The sequence below is a fragment of the Mycobacterium sp. FW102-FHT13B02 genome (assembly GCF_058790275.1).
In genome coordinates, this window is sequence record NZ_JBYTCM010000007.1 from 1 (window position 1) to 18,577 (window position 18,577).

At 64.8% G+C, this 18,577-nt stretch carries 23 protein-coding genes; 2 read left to right on the forward strand and 21 right to left on the reverse strand.

The window, feature by feature from the left end:
- From AC3WTE_RS13835 to AC3WTE_RS13875, 9 genes are all read right to left on the reverse strand, one after another.
- Positions 1–337, reverse strand: a 337-nt coding sequence (locus AC3WTE_RS13835; RefSeq protein WP_492438291.1) for a hypothetical protein, incomplete at its 3' end; no start/stop codon positions are given.
- Positions 334–624, reverse strand: coding sequence for a hypothetical protein (locus AC3WTE_RS13840; RefSeq protein WP_492438292.1), 291 nt, complete (start codon positions 622–624; stop codon positions 334–336). The genes AC3WTE_RS13840 and AC3WTE_RS13835, both read right to left, overlap by 4 nt.
- A 5-nt stretch (positions 625–629) precedes the next feature.
- On the reverse strand, positions 630–1,472 hold the full coding sequence (locus tag AC3WTE_RS13845; RefSeq protein ID WP_492438294.1) for a hypothetical protein: 843 nt from the start codon (positions 1,470–1,472) through the stop codon (positions 630–632).
- A gap of 235 nt (positions 1,473–1,707) precedes the next feature.
- Positions 1,708–2,406, reverse strand: coding sequence for an AAA family ATPase (locus AC3WTE_RS13850; protein ID WP_492438295.1), 699 nt, complete (start codon positions 2,404–2,406; stop codon positions 1,708–1,710).
- A gap of 211 nt (positions 2,407–2,617) precedes the next feature.
- Entirely contained in the window at positions 2,618–2,983 is a 366-nt protein-coding gene (locus AC3WTE_RS13855; protein WP_492438297.1) for a hypothetical protein, read from the reverse strand.
- The gene (locus AC3WTE_RS13860) at positions 2,977–3,669 is read right to left on the reverse strand and encodes a hypothetical protein (RefSeq protein WP_280109349.1); all 693 of its coding nucleotides are present in this window, start codon (positions 3,667–3,669) and stop codon (positions 2,977–2,979) included. Before AC3WTE_RS13860 ends, AC3WTE_RS13855 begins: the two co-directional genes overlap by 7 nt.
- Positions 3,666–4,097 (reverse strand): DUF3846 domain-containing protein, encoded by a 432-nt coding sequence (locus AC3WTE_RS13865; RefSeq protein WP_165682458.1) that lies wholly within the window; start codon positions 4,095–4,097, stop codon positions 3,666–3,668. Before AC3WTE_RS13865 ends, AC3WTE_RS13860 begins: the two co-directional genes overlap by 4 nt.
- A 201-nt stretch (positions 4,098–4,298) precedes the next feature.
- Positions 4,299–4,709, reverse strand: a complete 411-nt coding sequence (locus AC3WTE_RS13870) for a hypothetical protein (protein ID WP_492438299.1) — start codon at positions 4,707–4,709, stop codon at positions 4,299–4,301.
- 810 nt (positions 4,710–5,519) lie between these two features.
- The gene (locus tag AC3WTE_RS13875; RefSeq protein WP_492438300.1) at positions 5,520–6,518 is read right to left on the reverse strand and encodes a DUF2637 domain-containing protein; all 999 of its coding nucleotides are present in this window, start codon (positions 6,516–6,518) and stop codon (positions 5,520–5,522) included.
- Between the two features lie 470 nt (positions 6,519–6,988).
- On the opposite strand from AC3WTE_RS13875, the gene AC3WTE_RS13880 reads away from it, so the two are divergent.
- Positions 6,989–7,489, forward strand: a complete 501-nt coding sequence (locus AC3WTE_RS13880; protein ID WP_492438302.1) for a hypothetical protein — start codon at positions 6,989–6,991, stop codon at positions 7,487–7,489.
- Between the two features lie 53 nt (positions 7,490–7,542).
- Complete coding sequence (locus AC3WTE_RS13885) at positions 7,543–7,755, forward strand: hypothetical protein (RefSeq protein ID WP_165682462.1); 213 nt, start codon at positions 7,543–7,545, stop codon at positions 7,753–7,755.
- A gap of 12 nt (positions 7,756–7,767) precedes the next feature.
- Here AC3WTE_RS13885 and AC3WTE_RS13890 read toward each other — a convergent pair whose 3' ends face one another.
- The 12 genes from AC3WTE_RS13890 to AC3WTE_RS13945 form a co-directional block, all read right to left on the reverse strand.
- Positions 7,768–7,956: a hypothetical protein gene (locus tag AC3WTE_RS13890; RefSeq protein ID WP_280109344.1), complete on the reverse strand. Its 189-nt coding sequence runs from the start codon at positions 7,954–7,956 to the stop codon at positions 7,768–7,770.
- A gap of 65 nt (positions 7,957–8,021) precedes the next feature.
- Entirely contained in the window at positions 8,022–10,142 is a 2,121-nt protein-coding gene (gene dnaB / locus AC3WTE_RS13895) for a replicative DNA helicase (protein WP_492438304.1), read from the reverse strand.
- Positions 10,139–11,605, reverse strand: a complete 1,467-nt coding sequence (locus AC3WTE_RS13900) for a hypothetical protein (RefSeq protein WP_492438305.1) — start codon at positions 11,603–11,605, stop codon at positions 10,139–10,141. The genes dnaB and AC3WTE_RS13900 overlap by 4 nt, the downstream gene beginning before the upstream one ends.
- Positions 11,606–12,021: 416 nt before the next feature.
- Positions 12,022–12,579, reverse strand: coding sequence for a hypothetical protein (locus tag AC3WTE_RS13905; protein WP_492438306.1), 558 nt, complete (start codon positions 12,577–12,579; stop codon positions 12,022–12,024).
- 199 nt (positions 12,580–12,778) lie between these two features.
- Complete coding sequence (locus tag AC3WTE_RS13910) at positions 12,779–13,786, reverse strand: alpha/beta fold hydrolase (protein ID WP_492438307.1); 1,008 nt, start codon at positions 13,784–13,786, stop codon at positions 12,779–12,781.
- Positions 13,783–14,418 (reverse strand): hypothetical protein, encoded by a 636-nt coding sequence (locus AC3WTE_RS13915; protein WP_492438309.1) that lies wholly within the window; start codon positions 14,416–14,418, stop codon positions 13,783–13,785. The genes AC3WTE_RS13910 and AC3WTE_RS13915 overlap by 4 nt, the downstream gene beginning before the upstream one ends.
- On the reverse strand, positions 14,415–14,867 hold the full coding sequence (locus AC3WTE_RS13920; protein WP_492438311.1) for a hypothetical protein: 453 nt from the start codon (positions 14,865–14,867) through the stop codon (positions 14,415–14,417). Before AC3WTE_RS13920 ends, AC3WTE_RS13915 begins: the two co-directional genes overlap by 4 nt.
- The gene (locus tag AC3WTE_RS13925) at positions 14,864–16,432 is read right to left on the reverse strand and encodes an SNF2-related protein (protein WP_492438313.1); all 1,569 of its coding nucleotides are present in this window, start codon (positions 16,430–16,432) and stop codon (positions 14,864–14,866) included. Before AC3WTE_RS13925 ends, AC3WTE_RS13920 begins: the two co-directional genes overlap by 4 nt.
- A gap of 188 nt (positions 16,433–16,620) precedes the next feature.
- The gene (locus AC3WTE_RS13930; RefSeq protein ID WP_492438314.1) at positions 16,621–16,995 is read right to left on the reverse strand and encodes a hypothetical protein; all 375 of its coding nucleotides are present in this window, start codon (positions 16,993–16,995) and stop codon (positions 16,621–16,623) included.
- Positions 16,996–17,042: 47 nt separating this feature from the next.
- A complete protein-coding gene (locus AC3WTE_RS13935; protein ID WP_492438315.1) occupies positions 17,043–17,684 on the reverse strand; it encodes a nucleoside triphosphate pyrophosphohydrolase family protein in 642 nt (213 codons plus the stop codon).
- On the reverse strand, positions 17,684–17,935 hold the full coding sequence (locus AC3WTE_RS13940; RefSeq protein ID WP_492438317.1) for a hypothetical protein: 252 nt from the start codon (positions 17,933–17,935) through the stop codon (positions 17,684–17,686). The genes AC3WTE_RS13935 and AC3WTE_RS13940 overlap by 1 nt, the downstream gene beginning before the upstream one ends.
- Positions 17,932–18,576, reverse strand: a complete 645-nt coding sequence (locus AC3WTE_RS13945) for a DUF1643 domain-containing protein (protein ID WP_492438319.1) — start codon at positions 18,574–18,576, stop codon at positions 17,932–17,934. The genes AC3WTE_RS13940 and AC3WTE_RS13945 overlap by 4 nt, the downstream gene beginning before the upstream one ends.
- Position 18,577: the final 1 nt, after the last annotated feature.

The following is an 18,577-nucleotide window of genomic DNA, read 5'->3' on the forward strand; positions in this document are numbered from 1 at the left end:
CGATGAAGTCCTCCCCGACCCGCACTGTGATCGGACCGGAACCACCCTCCTTGTCCACCGTTGGGAACAGGAGCATCAGAACTCCGCGCCGTAGGTACGCCGCACCAGTCGGATTGATCCGGTCGAGGTGCTCCAGGACGCTGCGGAACAGGTTGTCGAACACTCGTGAGAACTCTCGACTTACACCGACTGACGAGTCATTCAGGGACGATTCAACTGCCATCAACATCACCTGGTCGCTGATGTAGTCAACGAGACGGCCGGCGAATTCGCCCGCGTCTTCAGCCGGCTCGGTAAACGCCAGCCGCAGCAATTCTTTACCTGACCTGATTGTCATGACCCGCCGGCGCTCTCCCTGCACGGCACCTGGCGGTAGATCTCATCCTCGCCGAGCTCCCAAACCTGGTCTGCTGTCCACGAGTTCCCCTCGCCCCACCTATTGGTGGCCGGTTCCTGGTACCAGATTCCCCAGATGCCGACCCTGCGGGCGTTCTCGTACCCGGTATGGCGGATCGCCCCTATCGTGGGCAAGAGCCCGTTGCACAGCTCGATACGTTCGCCGCGCACCAGCTCTGTCGTCGTTTTCTCGACCCGCGCGCGGCCGTGCATCTGCGACGTTGTCATGGTCTTCACTCCTCCGCTGCCGACGTAGTGCGCCCGGCACGCAGGATTTTGTCCACGGCCGCGAATACGGCCCTGATGTCACGCTCCTTGACGTCCTCGCCGCCAAGCCATCCCTGGATGTACGCGCGCGACTCACTGGGGTCCCACTCGCACAGGTCCAGTTCGTGGGCCAGTAGGTGCGCCGTGGCCTCGGCCTGGAATTCGCACACGTCGCGGCACGGCCGTTCGGCCGCCGGATCATCTGCGCAGTGGCCAAGCACCAGGTGAGCAAGTTCGTGCAGGGCGGTCTTGGCCGGGTACTTGGCGATCGGGCTGACCATGAGCGTGTTCCCGTAGCTCAGGCCTTGAATGTTGCCATCGAGGATCCCGTCGAACGGAACGAGCTGGACGCCGAGTGCGTCGTAGGCCTGCTGCCAGTCCCACGCGGGTAGCTCCGGCCATTCCACCTCCGGCCCGGTTGTCTGGCTGTACGGGAACGCCGTGGCCTTCGGGAAAAACCGTGTTCGCACAACCTTTTTCTCGCCGGTCTTCTCATCGACCTCGGTGACCGGGTACGGGTGCAGCACGGCGCGGCCACCACCACGGACCGGGACACGGCCGAGCTTGATCCACGTGGCGAATGATGCACACGGCTCAGTCACGCCCTGCGCCAGCAGCATCAGCTGATTGAGGAAGGAATACCGGTAGAAGCGGCAATAGGTGTCAGTGAGCTGACCAGGCACGGTGAGCGCACCGTTCAGCATCTGGGGCCAGTCGACCTCACGACGCTCGGGGGACTTTCCTCGACGCGCAGTGGGCTTGTTGCGGCCACGACCGGCGGGTGCGGAGGTCTTGACGACGACGGTCATAACATTCCCCTTTCGGGATCCGGGCCCGCCCTGGTGGCACTGCCCTAACTAGCACTCATGCTAGCGGCACCCACCGACAAGTTATGACCACCCGCCAAAGCCCAAACACGGAGCGCTACAACAGCGTTGAGGCGTGACGGGCGAGCTCGGGTTAACGGCGGTCCGGGTCGCGCAACGCCGGCCTTTTTCGCTACCTCGGCCATCTCGCACCTCTCCTTTCTAACCTTCGTGCCTGTCACCGTCGCCCGGCAATGTTCTGCCAGAAAATGACGGCCTTGGGGTTCTGATCGAGAAACGGCGGGCAGTGGCCGGGTGCAGCCGGGACCACGGCCTCTGCAACCCAATCAAGCGTGTCCGGATTCCAGTCAAACTGGCAGCCCAGCGCGGCACACACCCGGGCAACGGCATACCGCGCCTTAATCGGGTCCACCTGCGCGGCCACGGCGTCGAGGTCCGCTGGGAGACCTCCCACTGTGACGACAGCCGAGTTCTCGACCTCCGCATCCTGCTCGGCGGATTCATACATCGCGCGAATAGCGTCCTCCGGCACAAATCGACCACCGGCAGCCGCGCGAGCGCGGTTGCGGCGCAGGCATTCCGCCAGCGACGTATCAATCGTGACGAGCTCATAGCGCACACCGTGACGGACAGCCAGTTCCGCCCACACGGAGCGATATTCGCGCTTCAGGTTGGTTGCATCGATCACCACCGACTTTCCGGCACGCAGCGACTGACACGCGCGGCCGAACTCCACATCGGTGACGACGGCCTCCTGCTCCGGGGTTAGGTCGTTATACCGGCTGAACAGCTGATAGCGAATCTGGTCGCGGTTCACCACTACCCGCCGCTGCGGATCCGCCTCGCTCCAGGCCTTGGCCCACGTCGACTTACCCGCGCCCGCCAGGCCCTGCAAAACCACCATGACTTGCTCCATGAGAAAAGCTCCCCTCTCGGGTTCCGGGCCCGCCCTGGTGGCGCTGCCCCAACTGCCACCCATGCTAGAACCGCCCACCGACAAGTCCGGCACGCACCTAAACCCACAACAGGGCAACACAATTGGTCTCTCGCCTCCCCGTCTCCGCGAGGGGCGGAGGGCTGGGGGCCAGAGCAGAAACCCTGATCCCCCAGCCGCCGCGACGATGCGGTTATAGGTCGCCGGTGACCTCCTGCCCGTGGAAACGTTCGGCCCGCTCGCGCACGTCATCCCACTCGACTTCAACGGCGTCGAGAAGGTGCAGCAGATCCCCGATCAAATCGCCGATGACCGTCGTCAGGTCCTCAGTCAGTTCCCCACTACCCAGGTGTTTGCCGTAGGCAATCACCGCGCGCGCCGCCCATCCGGCACGAATATCGTTGTCGCGCTGGATATTCACACCCTCGTGCGTCATTGCCAGGGACCGCTTCGGTTGACCGTCGAACAATGCGGCCAGCTCCTCGACGCACGCCGCCTGCAGAAGCCGTGCGCAATACGGCGGGCCCTGGACCTCTGGCGTTGGCCCGGCGGTCACCACTGGGTCGGCCCGTCGAGTTGTCTGGGCTCCTGCCGGAACCACTTGCCCAAAGAGTCCAGCGCCTCGGCGCGGTCGCCCCCGTTGCCGATACCCCGCCACACGGCCGTCCCAAATTCCGCGGCTCCCGTGTCGTGCTGGACGGTGTAGTTGAGCAGCGCGGCATAGCGCACGCGCTGCGAAGATCCGGCGAATACAGCGATGATCCGGTTGGCCGCCCGCGTCCACGACAGCCGGTTATTCTCGGCCCCTTCCAGCTGCCAGCCCCACCGGGCCCCAAGGTCGACCATGCTGACTAAATCGGTGGGCTCGCCGGTCTCCGCATTCGGCAGGACCACATCGCTGCCGCCCCCAGCGGGCCCGCAACCGAACGGAACCGCCCGATCGGTCCCCTTGGCGCCCAGCAGGGCCGACAGGACCGCTACGGCGCACTCAGAGACCGACACCCGAAAATCGGCCATCCGTTCGTCATACCGGGGGTAATCCTCGGCGGCAATGTCGCCGTCGGCCCCGTGCATCGACACCGCGAACGCGTCCATCTCCGCGATAGTGGCGGCCAGGTCCGCGAGCTCGTCAGAGATGACCGATTCGCACCCGCCACTAGCCCGCTGCGCTTGCGACAACGCGGCAACCGACCCCAACGCCCGGGCCCGGGCCCGATCAACCAAGCTGCGATCCGGCGCGCTCATCGGGCACCGCCAGCCGTCTTGGCGTCCTCGGCGAGATCGACCAGAACGCCAAGTAATGCCGCCAACGTCCGCAGCGCGTCGAGACGTTCCACGCTCAGACCGCAGATGCGCGCGTCACCGCCTACGAACACGGCGTTCCCGAAGTACGGCTGGTGAGTCAAGCCGAACCGGGCCGCGATCAGCGTGGCCTTGCGGTTAACCGCCGCGGAGAATCGCTCAGCATCCTCGAAGTCGGGCATCCCGTCCTCATCGAGCCACATCGTCACATACGGGGTCAGCTGCACCCGTTCAATCCAGCGGCAGCCGATCGCCCTGCGCACAGCATCCATGTAGCCACCGGATTCATCGGCGGCCAGCACCACATCCTCGACCGTCCCGTCGAGCCCGATGCGCAGACCCACCACCGACAAGTCGCTAGAGATCGTCATGACAAGAAACTCCCTTGAGTTTGAAGCGGGCCCACCCGGATGGCGTGCCCTTACACCTCTGAGCATAAAGCTCACCACCGACAAGAAATTGAGCCGAAAGACGCACTGAGACAGTGCAACACATCCCCAACTCCCCGGCCCAGCGAGGGGCGGGGAGGGTGTCTCCAGTGCCGCGCTCGCGGCACCGGAGACACCCTCGGTCTAATCCACAGTTTCGGTCCGCAGCACCTCATGAGACCCGACCGCGCACAGGATCTCGTGGCTCCCCATTTCTGAGAGCGCGTCCGCGATTTCGCTATCACCCACGCTGTCCTCGGCCATGCTGACGCTGCGCGCCCTCACTTGCACCTCTACGTCGACCGAGGCCCGAATTGTGACCGTGTACGGGCGATTACGCCCCGGCAACCCACGGTCCTCCATGAATTCGTCGAAGTCCGAGCAGTAGCCCTTCGAATCGGCGAACTCGCACGCCGCCTCGAAATGTGCCGCCGTCGCCGCCTGAAACCGCGCCAGCTCAGACTGAACACGTTGCGCATCCCAGAGAGCGCCAGCCAGCGGCATCACCCACGCTGGCAACGGGTCTGCTGCCGCCGCCGGCGACGAGGCCACCATGACCTCCGTGATTAGGCCTGCCGCCAAGACGCCACCACCCAAGCCCACGACAGCGCACCGGCGTTCGCGTGCCACAGCCTCTTGAACCACCAACCACCCCGACGCACCAGACGGGCCCTGGCCGACAACCACCACTGACGGCACTTCAGGAACCTCACCGGCCCCGAGTAGCTCCGCCACGGACCGAGCGACAACCGTCGCCACACCATCGATCACACCAGCACTCATGACAAACTCCTGACAATCGCGGCCCACCCGGATGGCGTGCCCTGACCTCCTCAGTCTATCAAGCGCCCCCGACACAAATGGCTTGAAACATTCAGCCCCGCACCATCTTTGAAAACTAGCCTCTCCGCCCCGGCGAGGGGCGGAGAGGCTAGTGGTTGGTCGCTCTGAACTACTGAACTACCTCGCCCCCTAGCTCCGCGCTGCGCCAAGCCGGTGTTGAAGGTCGTCCCAGGACTGTTGTGCCCGGACGATCACTGCCGCAGTTGTCGCGGCACGCTGCGGCCGCCTCGAGGACGGCCGCCCGGTCGCCGGCCACATACGGCCGCTGTGGGCCGGCGAGATTGCCACGCAGAGGCAGTTAACGTCGCCAGGCTGGTGGCCAGCTGACCGTGACCACTGAGGCCTTCGCGGGTCGGGCATGGCACTTCTTCGCATTCGCCGTGCTTGCGGTGGGCCGTTTCCCGCTTGGCGTATTCAGCGCTGCTTTCCCATGATTCGCGCGGAACGGAGGCATAGAACTGGCTCTGCGGTTCGTCATGTCGGCGCAGGGGCTGTCTGGGCAGCCGCCGCGATTGGTAACGGTCACGAGCTCAGCGCCACCTCAACCTGGGCCGCTCTGCCCATGGCACTATCGGCCCATGCCTCAGTTTCCGCCGGCGACGGTGCCATGCTCCACGGGCCGGTCTGTCCACGGGTGGCTTCTTGGGCAGCGGACTGGACCGCTCTGATCTTGCGGTGATGAAGACCGGTCTCACGGTTGACGCCGCGCTGGGACTCGCCACGCATCAGTAGGCCGAGCACTTCAGTGATGTCATCGTCGGACAGCGCCGCAATCTCGCGGCTATCCCCGTGGTCTCGCCGAATGGCCTGAGTCAGCGAGACCACATCGATGTCCATCTGCGGCAAGGGATCACCGCCCGTGGCCTGCGGCGCAGCCGCCGCGGTGATGACCTCGGCCCCCGGCGCCCGCTCAGCCGGCGCTGCCGGCTTCCGGTGCGTCATGGACAGCGACAGCAGGGCAATGGTGGCGTTGACAATCGAAAGGTCCACGGCCACAGGCCACAGGCCAGCGATTTCTTCCCTGGTGCCCAGCATGATGACTAGGTGCCGCATCTTGTCGTAGCTCAATATGAAGGCGCACACGGCAACTCCGGTGGTGAGGCTCGCCGCGACCCAAAAGGTGTACCCAACGCGGCCGGCCTTAATTAGGCATGCAACCGAGTGCGTCGAACCAAAGAGAATAGTGGGCGGGACGAGCGCCGCCACCGAGGCCAGAATGCGCATGTTCGGCGGCGCGGTGAGCCATGAATCAGCGAAATTTCCGGCCAGGGACAGCGTCGTCGATAGAGCAAGCCACGCCCAGAAGAACCGCACCGCGACGGCACGCGTCCTTTCGGCATCTTTGGCTGCCACCGACCCCAGGGGTGACTCCGGCGGCGCCTGCATGCCTTCGCGGTTACGGCGCCAACTGCGCCAAGCTGCAGAAAGCCGCCCACCCTCACCGCGGCGATCGCGTGCAAGCACCGCGTTCGGCGTACGGGCGTCCGTGTAGATGCGGGGTTTGTCGAGCATCGTCGTCATCGCTGATTTCCTCGCCGAATCATCGGATACCTGACTCAATCATGTTGGTGCACAAAAGATATAGCCGCCGCTCTCGCAGCAATCTGGATGCTAACAGCGGTTTCGGACATCCCAGCTCGCGCCGGAGCCAACCCAGACAGGACCGCGCGCAGCTCATCCGCAACAACGGGCGGCGCACGTGGCCGGCCGTGCCAATATCTCTTGTCTTTCCCAAGTATTATTTACCGTACTTGCGCCGCCGCATCTGTGCCGGCTCCGACCTTGCCGCAAGGCCTCAGGTATCAGCTCACTATCCGCGTATAGCCTTGATTGTGCACATCGTTCAAAACCACTAGACGCGCGGGATGCGCCCCTTCCCATCACTCGGACGTACGGATTGATGTAGCCGCGCCACGCTACCGAAGCCTCACATAACTATTGACGTTTTCAATAGTTATGTGAGACGGTTGGGGTCTAGCAAGGAGGTGGTCATGTCGGATTGGACTATCCGCATGAGCTACGCGGCCGCCACGTTGACCGTGCAAGACGTCGCCGACCTGGCAGACCGCCTCACGGCGGCTACGGTCCGGTACGACCGCAATGCCGCCATCTTGAGCGTCCGAATCCAATGTCAGGCCGAAAGCCTCGACCAGGCCCTGGAACGGACCTTGCCGGCGGCCGCGGCCGCCACCGGGCTGCTCAAACCTACCGCCTTGACTATCCAGCTCAGCGCAGACTTTCGCGACGGGAGCCAGCGCACACCGGTCATCGATTTGGTGGGACTCAGCGAGATCGCCGGCATGCTCAAGACAAGCACCCAGCGGGCCAGCCAGCTCGCCAAGACCCATAGCCAGTTCCCGAAACCGGTAGGGCATCCATCAGGCCGGCCGGTGTACACCCGCGAATCCATTGAGGCCTTCGAGCACGCCTGGAATGCCAGCCCCACCCGACACGGTGGAAGGCCGCGCGGCCGGCCACCCACTGCTCAGTGAGTCACCTCGACCTTCAGCCCCATCAATTCACCACTGAAAAGGAATCACTTCTCATGACACACCACGTTGCGCCCGCCCTGTCCACGTCCCACACAGCCTCGAGCCATCACAGCATCATCGAGCAATTCATCAATTCCGTTGTGCGGGGCTTTGGCTGGCGCATTGGCAGCGATGCCGCTCACCTCATCCCGGCCGGCCTCTTGGTGGTCATCATCCTGGCCATCGTCGTCTACGTCGGCTACAGGATGCTGCGCAGCCGCAGCTGACGAACGGGGCTTTTACCTGTCAGGCAGGGCCTCCGGCGTACAGCGACGCCAGCCACCGGCGACAGCCGCGAGAGTCGCCACCGGCACAGCGGTCTCGGTATTGTCGGCAACCCACTGCGCCAACAGATTTGGGTCAGCTCCGGCAGTCATGAAGACCCGCAGGATGTCAAACTCCTCAGCATTGAGCGCGGTGGCCATCATGGCTCGTTCCTTTCCAATGAGTTGCCGCCGACGCTACAAGCGGGGGCCGACAATCTCTCTCATCATCAGTGACCGCGCGCCAGATCCCTGAACGAGGCGATGTGAAGGGTGGCGGCAACAGTCAAGACGGCTTGCGGTCCGTTGCGATGCTTGACCAAATGGAGGTCCGCTTCGCCGGCCCGGGGGCTGTCTTTATCGATCGCATCTGGGCGGTGGATCATGATTATCAGATCGCTATCTTGTTCAATTTGGCCGCTTTCACGAAGGTCCGAAGCCACTGGCGTCTTGTCGACGCGTTGTTCGGGACCGCGATTGAGTTGGCTGATGGCAACCACAGGAACGTCGAGTTCTTTTGCCATCACCTTCAGACTGCGGGACAGATCGGACACCTCGGCCTGCCGGGATTCGAAGCGTTTGCCTGACGTCATCAGTTGCATGTAGTCCACGACCACCAGGCGCAGGTCGGTTTTCTGTTTGAGCCTGCGGGCTTTTGCTCGTATTTCCATCATCGTCAGGTTCGGAGAATCATCGATATACAGTGGCGCGGAAGAGATTTCGCCCATTCGCCGGGACATCTTGACCCAGTCCTCGTCAGTCATCCGCCCAGAGCGCATCGCCTGCAGCTTCACGCGGGACTCGGCGGCGAGCAGGCGCATGACGATCTCGGTCTTGCTCATCTCCAGGGAGAAGATCACGCTGGCCATCCCATGACGGATGGAGCATGACCGCATGAAGTCCAGACCGAGGGTTGAGTTGTGTGTGGGCACCATCGTGTGGCCGGCCAAGTAGGTGTGGTCGTGATTGTCCACCTGGACGCAGCGCACTGGCACGGGCGGGCGGGCGGTGACCGCGACGATGCGGTGCCCCCGTTGGAGTTCGTTGGCGCCATACCGGATGGTGGTGCTGTCTCGGTGGGCGACGATACCTTCGGCGGCGAGAAGTTCTTCGACGAAGTCCAGCACTCCAGGTCGGCGAGGATTGTCGTGAATGACGACCGGACCGTCAAGGGTCGCGTAGCCGAGTCCGGCGAGGAGTCCCTGCAGTAGTGATGCGCGCTGGCTCCGGTCTGCTCGCAAGTACGGACGCAGATCGTTGACCGTCAAGTGCAGGTGACGGGCCGCCGGCCGGTCAGCCAGCCAGGAGCCAGCCGCGTATGCGGTTGCCGGATGTATATCGCTAGCGAGATGGTTTCCGGCCAGGGGCGCTGCGGCGGTGATCACGTCGACGCCGGGACGCAGCTCGGTGGTGATCCGTGTTCCGCGGTCGGTCGGCCACTGGTGTTCTGCGTCGGCGATGATCGTCGTGCCGTTATCGAACTCGATCGTGTAGCAGGGCCGCTCGCGCATCACGTCGGTAGCGGCGACCACACGAGTAGGCCGGCCGTCGGTGCCAACGAGTTCATCGCCAACGGCGACCTGTCCCATCGTTGTCCAGCCCGTTGGGGTGACCAGCGGTGTATCCAGCGCCAGGGCTTTGCCCACGCCGGGTCGGGCGGCCACGACGATCATCTGACCGCCGTGCAAACCGGTGGTGAGGGCGTCGAGATCGGCGAATCCGGTGGGTACCCCGCTGACGTGTCCACCGCTGGAGGCGATCGCATCGATCTCGTCCATGGTCGGCTGCAGCAAGTTGTCCAGGACGATCATGTCTTCGGCCGTGCGCCGGCGGGTGACGTCATAGATTTCGGCTTGCGCGCGGTCGACTACTGTGGCGACCTCGGCTCCTGCGGCGCCGGCATAGCCGAATTGCACGACCCGGGTACCAGCAGTCACCAGTCGCCTGAGAACGGCTTTCTCCGCGACGATGGCCGCGTAGTAGCCGGCGTTGGCAGCGGTCGGCACCATCGCGATCAGAGTGTGAAGGTAGGGGGCCCCGCCAATGCGATTGAGGTGGCCGCGGCGATCGAGCTCGGCGGCGACGGTGACGGCGTCGGCCGGCTCTCCCCGGCCGAACAGGTCAAGAATCGCATCGTAGATGTACAGGTGGCTTGGCCGGTAAAAATCGTCGGGCCCAAGGACTTCCAACACATCGGCGACCGCGTCTTTGCTCAGTAGGAGGGCGCCCAGGACGGACTGCTCGGCGTGCATGTCCTGGGGTGGCTGGCGCACGTCATCGGGTTCGCTCGGCGGATCTCCGCGGCCGCGGCGCCGGGACTCTGTAGGGGCTCGGTGGTCCAGTTCAGTCATGCCGGCACTTCCCAATCGCTCGAATCATCGTTGTGTTGCTCGGGGGTTTCCTCGCCGGCAAGCTCAGCGGCGATCATGGGCCAGCACAGGTCGCACACTGCCGACCGCAGCGGTAGTACAGGGCGCGGGATGCCGTGCTCGGTGTTGCACACCAGGCAGGCACATCCGCCGATCGCCAGTTCGCTGGCGAGATCCCGCGCGGGACGGACATCGACCGCGGCCGACTGGAGTTCACGCCCGAGCACCTCATCGGCCCAGCGCGCCAGCGCCGAGCCCAGGGGCAAACCTGGGAACAACCGCGCTGCGCGGCGTCCCGCGCTAGCCAGGGCCGCGACCGGAACCGTTGCGGCCCGGCCGAACTTGGCTTCATCGGCTTGCAGAAGCCGGTTCCGGTCGTCGTCGCTGGTCACCGCGAGGACCTCGCCGTACCAGCGGCTCTGGTCTTCCGCGGCCGCGGCCGCGGCGTGCAGCTTCTCAGCGCGATCCCACTCGGCCTGCAACGGCGCTAGCCGTGGCCCCACGCCGGGCATGTTCTGGGTCAGCCGCCACAGCGCCACCCCCAGCGGATCGCGCATGTCTGCGGGCATCGGCGCGTGCAGGACCCGTGAAATCTGTTCAGGCAGAAACCCTTTCGCCAATTTGCGTTTGATGGCCGCTCCAAGTGCCCAGCGCTGCTGCCGAGGCAGGTCCGCTAGGGCCTCGGGCAGTTCGCAAAGAACCTTCCGGGTGTCGTTGCTGGATGCATCGACCCTCGCCGGCCGTGAGGCCTGCGAATCTGAACTGGCCGTGGGGGTAGGGGGTAGATCTTTTTTCTTGGAATTATTTTCCTTATAGGGCCGCGAAAAAAAGGTGACGGAATCGCGTTCTTGGGCAGCTGATTTCGGCACGATGACTCGCCCGCGTTCGTCACGTTCGAGTACGGAGATATCGGCGACGAACCGCTCGTGTATCGCCAGGGTCGCCTTGGTCCCCCGGCCACGCGCGGCCTGGTAGGTGATGAGCTCGGCGCGGGTGAGTGCGGCCAGTGCCCGCCCGATCGTCTTGAAGTCGTAGTCCCGGCCGCCGGCTTTGACGATTCGGGAGGCGACATGACGCAGAGCCAGCTGGGTGTCGGTGATGGTTTTGTAGTCGCACGTCAGCATCAGCACAGCCTTGAGCGCCCATGCTTGAGCGCCACGGAGCTTCAATGGCGCCGCCGCGGTCTCGACACGGGAACGAACCCGTGCTGCGTCAGCAACGCTGATCCGATCCCGCAGTTGCGAGGTCCGATCGTGCCCACGGGGTCGTAAATACGACACGCCGTGGTGTGGTTTTGCGCTGGTGGGAGGTTTTTCCCACGCCAAATCAGGGTGTCCTATTGCACCTGTTTGAGCCCAGCGTCTACTATCGGAAGTACCTGGCAAGGTAATTTTCCTTCGTATGACGGAGGAAACCTGAAAGAGAAGTTGGCGCTTCGCTTTCACCGCGGCCCGGAGCTGTCAACTCCGGGGGGCTCTCGTTCGAGGACTGAATTCCCTTCCCCCTCCGGGGGACCCACTTTGTGCCTTTCGGCGGTTTCCACTGATTCAGTTGTAAAGTCCCTGCATAGCAGGGGTTTAGAATGCTTGTTCGAACCTCCTTAATCGGGTCGTTACCCAATCCGACCACGCCAATGGTCGGGATCCGCGCTTCGACACACCCAGGGGTGTGCCTAAAGCTCCAGGTAGATGGTCTGAAATGTCCGCCGCGATCGTCGGCAACCCGGGCCGTGGGCTCGCAGAAACGCCGCTAGCAGCACCGTTGCGCCCCTCCCGGCCGCCAACACCGGCTACCTCATACGTCACACGTGTTACAGCGGCGGCGGCAGAAACCGTCTGAACGTAGACCCATGTGCGCATGATCACCTCTGCGATCCGCTCGCCGGCGGCTCGGTGTCTTCCAGGAGCGCACTCAGCGGCACGTGACCACTTCCGTGCGGAACCGTCACGGTGTCCAGCAGAGACCACAACTTCTGATCGGCGGTTGCCTCCCTAGGACGATCGCCCAGAGTCAGCCGGTGCTCTGCGATCCCTTCGGCCAACGAACGCACTACCGCGCGGTAGAGATCTCGTTCGGAGCGTGCACGGCTGCCGGCGGCGGCGCGGTTAACCAGCTTCTGTGCGGCGTTCGCCTCCGCGATGGTGGCGTGTAGTGAGGCGGTGAGCGTTGAATCGTGGTGACGCTGAGCCGAATAGTCCGCCCTGGCTTCTTGTAGCCGGTCTGGATTGGTCAAGGAGGCCTGCACTCGGCGCCACGCTTGCCGGCGGTCTCGGACCTCAGCGAGATGCGCGGTGAGCAGACTCTGTAGCGCCGCGCGTGTCCGGCCGATCAGGTCCTCCGACACCAGGTGTTCCCACACCGCCGCGTCGCGGTCGCTGATCTGCGCGGTGAGGACGGCCGCGAAATCCGCGTCGGACATCGCTGACAGTGCGGCCACCGTCCGCCGTGCCGGGGCACCGCCGCGCCGCGGCATCCTGGGCCCAGAACGACTCACGCAATTACCGCCACGCCCGGCATTCCGGTGCTCAGCGCTGCGCTCGCGCGTCGCACGGCATCTGAAACCGGTTGTTGGGCTGCGTGATCCAGCCACAGCCGCGCTGTGGCAGTAGAGCCGAAAATCATGACGCAGAAGCCCCATCGCCGATCCCCGAGCTTGCGTTGACAGGATCTGGTGCCGCCTCGATGACGCGACTGATCGCCGCATTGATTACCTGCGGGGCCTCCTGCGGGATCATGTGCCCGATCCCTGGCAGCTGGACGTGTACCGCACCAGGGATCGCGGCCGCCATCTGCACGCTGTGCGCCGGCGGGGTGAGTAAGTCGGCCTCTCCCGAGACCACGACTGTTCTGGCCCGGATCGTTCCGAGTACCGCGGCTTGGTCAAACTCCTTGAGGCTCGGTAAGAATCCCACCGCGGTCGCAACCGGGGTGCTCAGCAGCGCGCCGGCAGTCAGTGCCACCAGTGCTTTGCGCTGTGCGCTGTGCGTCCGCAAATGTCCCACGGCAGCGCCCAGTGGGCCCGCCAGCAGCCGCCAGGCGGCCTGTGGGGTGTGATTGACCACGTCCACCAGGGCGGCCGTCACAGGGGCCGCCAGGAGCCTGCCCAGCCCTCGCTCGGCGAGCTGGCCGGCGGCCGTCGCGATCAGAACCAGGCCGTGTGGCTCAAGGGGGCGGTCCGCCGGCGCAAGACCGAAGTACTCCAATGCCGCCATGCCACCCATCGAATGGGTCACAAGCGTTACTTGCCCAGTCACCTGCACAACCCTCAGTACCGCCGCCAAATCCAGCCCAAGCTGTGGAACCCGGTAGCTGCTCATAGGAGCTTGGCTCGAATTCCCGTGTCCGCGTTGGTCATAGCGGATCAGGCGAATCCCGCCGCCGTATCGTTTGTGCAAGTACTCCACCTGAAGTTCCCATTCCAGATCCGACAGGCACAAGCCGTGCACAAACACCACGATGTGTTCCGCACCCAGAGGGCCTTCGTCGCGCACGGCCAAGCTCGCCCCGTCGCTAGTGAGCACGCGCAGCTGGCGGGACCGCCGTTCGCCGCGGCCACCGGCGGCGCCAACCGCCGGCCCCCGGCAACCGGCGGGAACGATCCGCCGCCGGTCTATAGCCCTGGTCATGCCACACCCCTGTGTGTGGTGATCCGGGCGGCGCCGCGGATATCGGCGGCCGCGCGGTCGAATAGGTCACTCAGCTGCTCGTCGGGGAACTGTTGGCTGTAGCGGGTCAGGGTTGTTCCCGCCGGCAGGGCGCCTCTTAGCGCGGCGGTAACCAGTGCGAAAGGTATTGCGGTGCTGTGTGGTTGCCACGCCGAATGAGCGCAGGTGAACACGTCGATTCGGCGTCCTACTCGTGCGGCGATCTCGCGCCCGGTCTCGAGGACCTCGAGCAGCTCGGTGCGCGCGGGCTCGCGGCGCCCCGCAATAGCCGCACTGCGCAGGCGTGCGCCATGGTGGGTGACGATGCCGACCAACAGGTAGGCCTGATCCAGGCAGTCCGCCAGGCCCTGCGCACTCAAGCCGCTGGCGTCTTGCATGGGGATGGTCACCGCGCGGGTGTGAAGGTTCACCTCGACTTGCCAGCCGTGCAGCCGCACGCTGATCAGCTGCTGGTCCTTGACAGTCCTTGCCTGCTGAGTGCGTTCGTGTGCGTCGCGGGCGGCGACCACTCCAGGAATTGGGTCAGCACAGTCCGTGGTGCCCGACGTAGTGGCGCGGGGTGATGGTGGCCGGGACTCGTCGAGGTGGTTCATGAGATGCCTGCTTCTGACGTCGTAACGGTGGCGGGGCCGGGGGCCGAGTCCTGGGCTCCGGCCTTGGGCTGGGTGTCGCGAAGGGACTCGCCAGTGTCTTGTTGCGGTGACTGCAATTCCTTTGCCCACGCGGCAAATCGGCCGCCCTGTTCGTCGTCGGGTTCGACGTGCCAGCCACTGTCCGCGGCTGCCAGGCGGTCTTTCCGGCGCGGAAAGAACTGCTCGAACGCGTTGCTCTTGGTGGGACAATCCACCCGCGACGTGACGCCGTGGATGCGGCCCTGGCCATCGATGAGCAACCACCAGCCCTGCCGGTCGTAGGCGGCCTGCTGTGCCGCGTCGGCGAAACCGGCCTCCCGTGCCAAGCCGTCGAGATGACGCTGACGCACCGACGCATACTTGGCCTCCACTGCGGCCTGATGGGTATCTAGCGCTTCGCGCGGATTCATGCAGTCCTCCTGCCGTCCTGGCCGACCTGGGCCAGGTAATTCGCCGCTATGCGCTGGATCAGCGCATAGCGATCGGGGGTCATCACAGGCTCCAGCTCGTCGTATTCGTCGCTGACGTCTTCGTCGTAGTCGTCCTCATCCAGCTCGATCAGCCCTCTGAACTGTGTCTTCTTCACATCAAGGGTTTCGAGCATCACTGGATCTGCACCCGCGTCGGTAATGCAGAAGATGGCTTGCACTTCCTCGGTTTGCCCCGGCCGATCGACTCGCCCAATCGCCTGCGCGTGGGGTGCTGGCGACCAATCCAGCTCGCCGAAGACGACAGTGCGCGTGAGCTTTTGCAGCCCATCGAGGCCCGCCCCGGATCGGACCGACATGATCAGTAGCCGTGAACGCCCAGATTCGAACGCCTGCAGTGCCGCCGCCTTTTGCGGGACACTCTGGCGCCCGGTGTAGAACGCCGGCTTGAAGTCGGCGAGCCGCTCCCCCCAAATGTTGTGGCACGCATGGTGATAGCCCAACAAAATGACCCGCCTTTCGGTCTGCAGCAACAGGCGCACCACATCAGCAACGAACGGGGCCTTGGCGATACCGGTGGATTGCCGCAGCAGAACATCGAAATCACGAGCAGCCGACCATCTTTCGCGACCACTGACGGACTGATCCAGGATCAGCCGGGCCAGTGCCACCGCATTGCCCTCGATTCGGCGCAGCACCTCCGGATCGGACGGCACACTCTGCTCGATCACCTTCGGCTCAGGCAGATCGATCCCCAGCTCGCTGGGCCGCCGCTTCAACAACAGGCCGTGAGTCTTCAGATAGGAGCGGAAAGCCCGTGTACTCGTCAGCCGTGTCTTGGGGCCTAGCGAGGATGCACCGCCACACCATTGCCGCGCGAACTCCTCGCGACTGCCCAGCACGCCCGGCCGCAGCGCATCGATGATGTTGTACATCTCGGTGCCGCCATAGTTGAAAACCGGTGTGCCGCTGAGCCCGACGCGCCACTGTGCCGCGTGGGCAATGCTCACCGCCGCCTTGTAACGGTCGGAGGTCTCGCCGCGAAGCTCGTGGACCTCGTCGAAAATGACCGTCCGCACCAACCCACGCAGGTGGTGCTGCCACTTCGCCAATTTCGCGTAGTTCATCACGATCAAATCGGCAGTACGTCCGTGGCGCTTCAGCGAATGTATTGGCCCGACCTGCACCTCGATCGAGGTCAGATCCGGGTAGAACTTGGCCAGCTCGCGGCGCCATTGCCGCGGCATCAATCCGGCGTAGGTCACCGCCAGCGCCGGACGCGCTTCGGGATCCTCCAGCAGTGACAGTGCCATCAGTGTCTTACCGGCACCGAGACGATCGGCGATGAGCACCCCGCCGGTGCTCCACACCAAATCTCTTGCGACGCGCTGCGGTTCGCGCAATTCAATGGCCGAGGAGACCCATCCCGGACCGCCGACGACCGGGGCGCCGCCGCCGGCAAGAATCTCCTGTACGGTCCTTTCGTTCTCGCGATGATCCCAGGCCATAGACCGCAGCCGCCGACGATCCTGCTCGCTGGCGCGCATCGGGTACCGGTCGATGAAGCACTCCAGGTCCCGTGCCGCTTCCAGATTGGCGGTGATGGTGATCGTGCCTCGTGTGGTCGGCATGGCGCCGAGGAACCACCGCTTGGCCCGGACCATGATGTCCGGGCTGGCCGAGACCTCCCACACACCACTGGGATGCCACTCGAACTGGCCCACGGTCCGCGCGCTCACCGCAGCAGCCCTCCCCCTTGAAGCGCTGCCACCTGTACCGGAACGCCGTGAATCGCCGCTGGAATGCCACCGAGGGACGACAACCGTGGTGAGGCAACAACAATGGAATGCACTCGCCGGTCCAGGGCGTACCGGCCAAGCTGCCACAGCACGGCACTGCCCGAGGCCCGCATCTTGACCTCGATGACGATGTGCCCGTCGATCAGAAAGTCGGGCCGGTCCTCTCGCGAGAGGCTGAATTCGCGCTGCACCCGCCATTGACGTCCGGCGCGCAGCACGCGCTCGATGCTGTCTTGGATCTGAACTTCGCGATCGCCACGGTGAATGAACGACCGCAGCCGCGCGACGACCGCGCCGGTGCGTGCCAGCACGCAGTCTGGGCACCAGTCTGGGCACGCGGCAGGGTCAGTCGCGGCCATCACACGGCCCGCCGCGGGGTGACGGAAGGCGTTGTCCCGCAGATGCGTTCGCCGCATTCGGCGAGGCGGGCGACCAGATGTGGAACCCAGGCGTCTCCCCCTGTGAATGCCATCGCTCCCATCGCCGCCACGGCGGTGTCCTCCAGGGCGAGGGTTACGGCCGCCTGTGGTGCGCGTTCGTGACGGGGATTGGCACCGAGGAAACGGTTGTATGCCTGGGCTACCCGTCCGGTGGCGGCGTTGACCTGCAACACCACCGACTCCAGGGACGGCCGCGCGACGACGCTGCCGTACCGGGGGCCGATCAGCGGCACGACGACCCCGGTGCCCGACCAGCCGCGGATCCGCATCAGCGGCTCGAACAAGGTGTCGATCAACGTGCGCCACAGTGGCGCGTCGAGGCGGGCCAAAGCCACCATCGCCGAGATTGCGGTGTCGGCGAGTTCGGACATCAATTCAGACCGCAGCCGGCGTTGCGCAAGGCTGTCGGCGTCAACAAATGCCTGTGCCGCGGTGGCCGATTCGCCGGCTTCCTCGGTCATATGCAAAATAGCTGCGGCCCAACCGAGCTCACCGCCACTACGGCTTTCCAAGAGTGTGGCGATCGCCTCAATATGGCGGTGCCAAGTCCCCAGTGTCATCAGGACCTCCCTTGTGACCAGTGATCGACCACGCGGGCTAGCGCGGCGTCAGTGAGGGCTCCGCGGCATTCCTGTACAACCATCGCGTGGTGTGCCCGGGTCACGCGGGCCTGGCGCACGCCCAGCGCGACGCCTATCAACGTCGCCGAGATCACCAGCGCGACACCAAAAACCGGCCACGCTACCGCGAGATAGAGCGCTCCGATCACCGCCCCGACGACCATCCAGCTCAGCACAATGGCCCGAATCACCGCGGGGCCTGCTCGTCCGCGTACTGCCCGGGCTCGCGGGTGTCGGCCAAAAGGCCGGCCCAACGCCGGTCGACGTCGTTGAAATCCGCGTGTGCTCCGGCGGTCAACGTGTGCAACTGCGTGTCCGCGGCTAGCCGCAACGGGTGCAGCGGCTGGTCGGCGAGCGTCCAGCCGAACACCGCGACGGCGCCGCCTGTCCGTGTGCACACGCGCCACACCCTGCTGGCCACCTCACGGGCCCGGACCGGATCCGCGTTGGCGCCCCACGCGAAGACAATCACGTTGTGCTCGGCGGCCGCGGCGGCGATACGCGCATCGTTGCCCTCGCTGACGGGATCGTCGACGGCTTTCAACCCCTGCGGGTCGGTGGAGACCAGGTCGTACAGGTTGTGCAGGATCAAAGCGCCGTAGCCGTAGTCGTCGGCGAACCGCACGTTGCGGCGGGTGGTGGCATCGTCATGGTGAGCGTCAGCGCGCGACGGATTGAGCTGAAGGAACATCAACGACGGCCCGTCTGACCAGCGCCGTGTCAGCCAGTGGCGGTAGCGCCCGTCAGGTGAGAACTTCGCATCAGCTTCCAGATATGGTCGGCCGCGGTAGAGCGGACGGGGGAGAAGATGAAAATCCAACGTCAGAGTCATG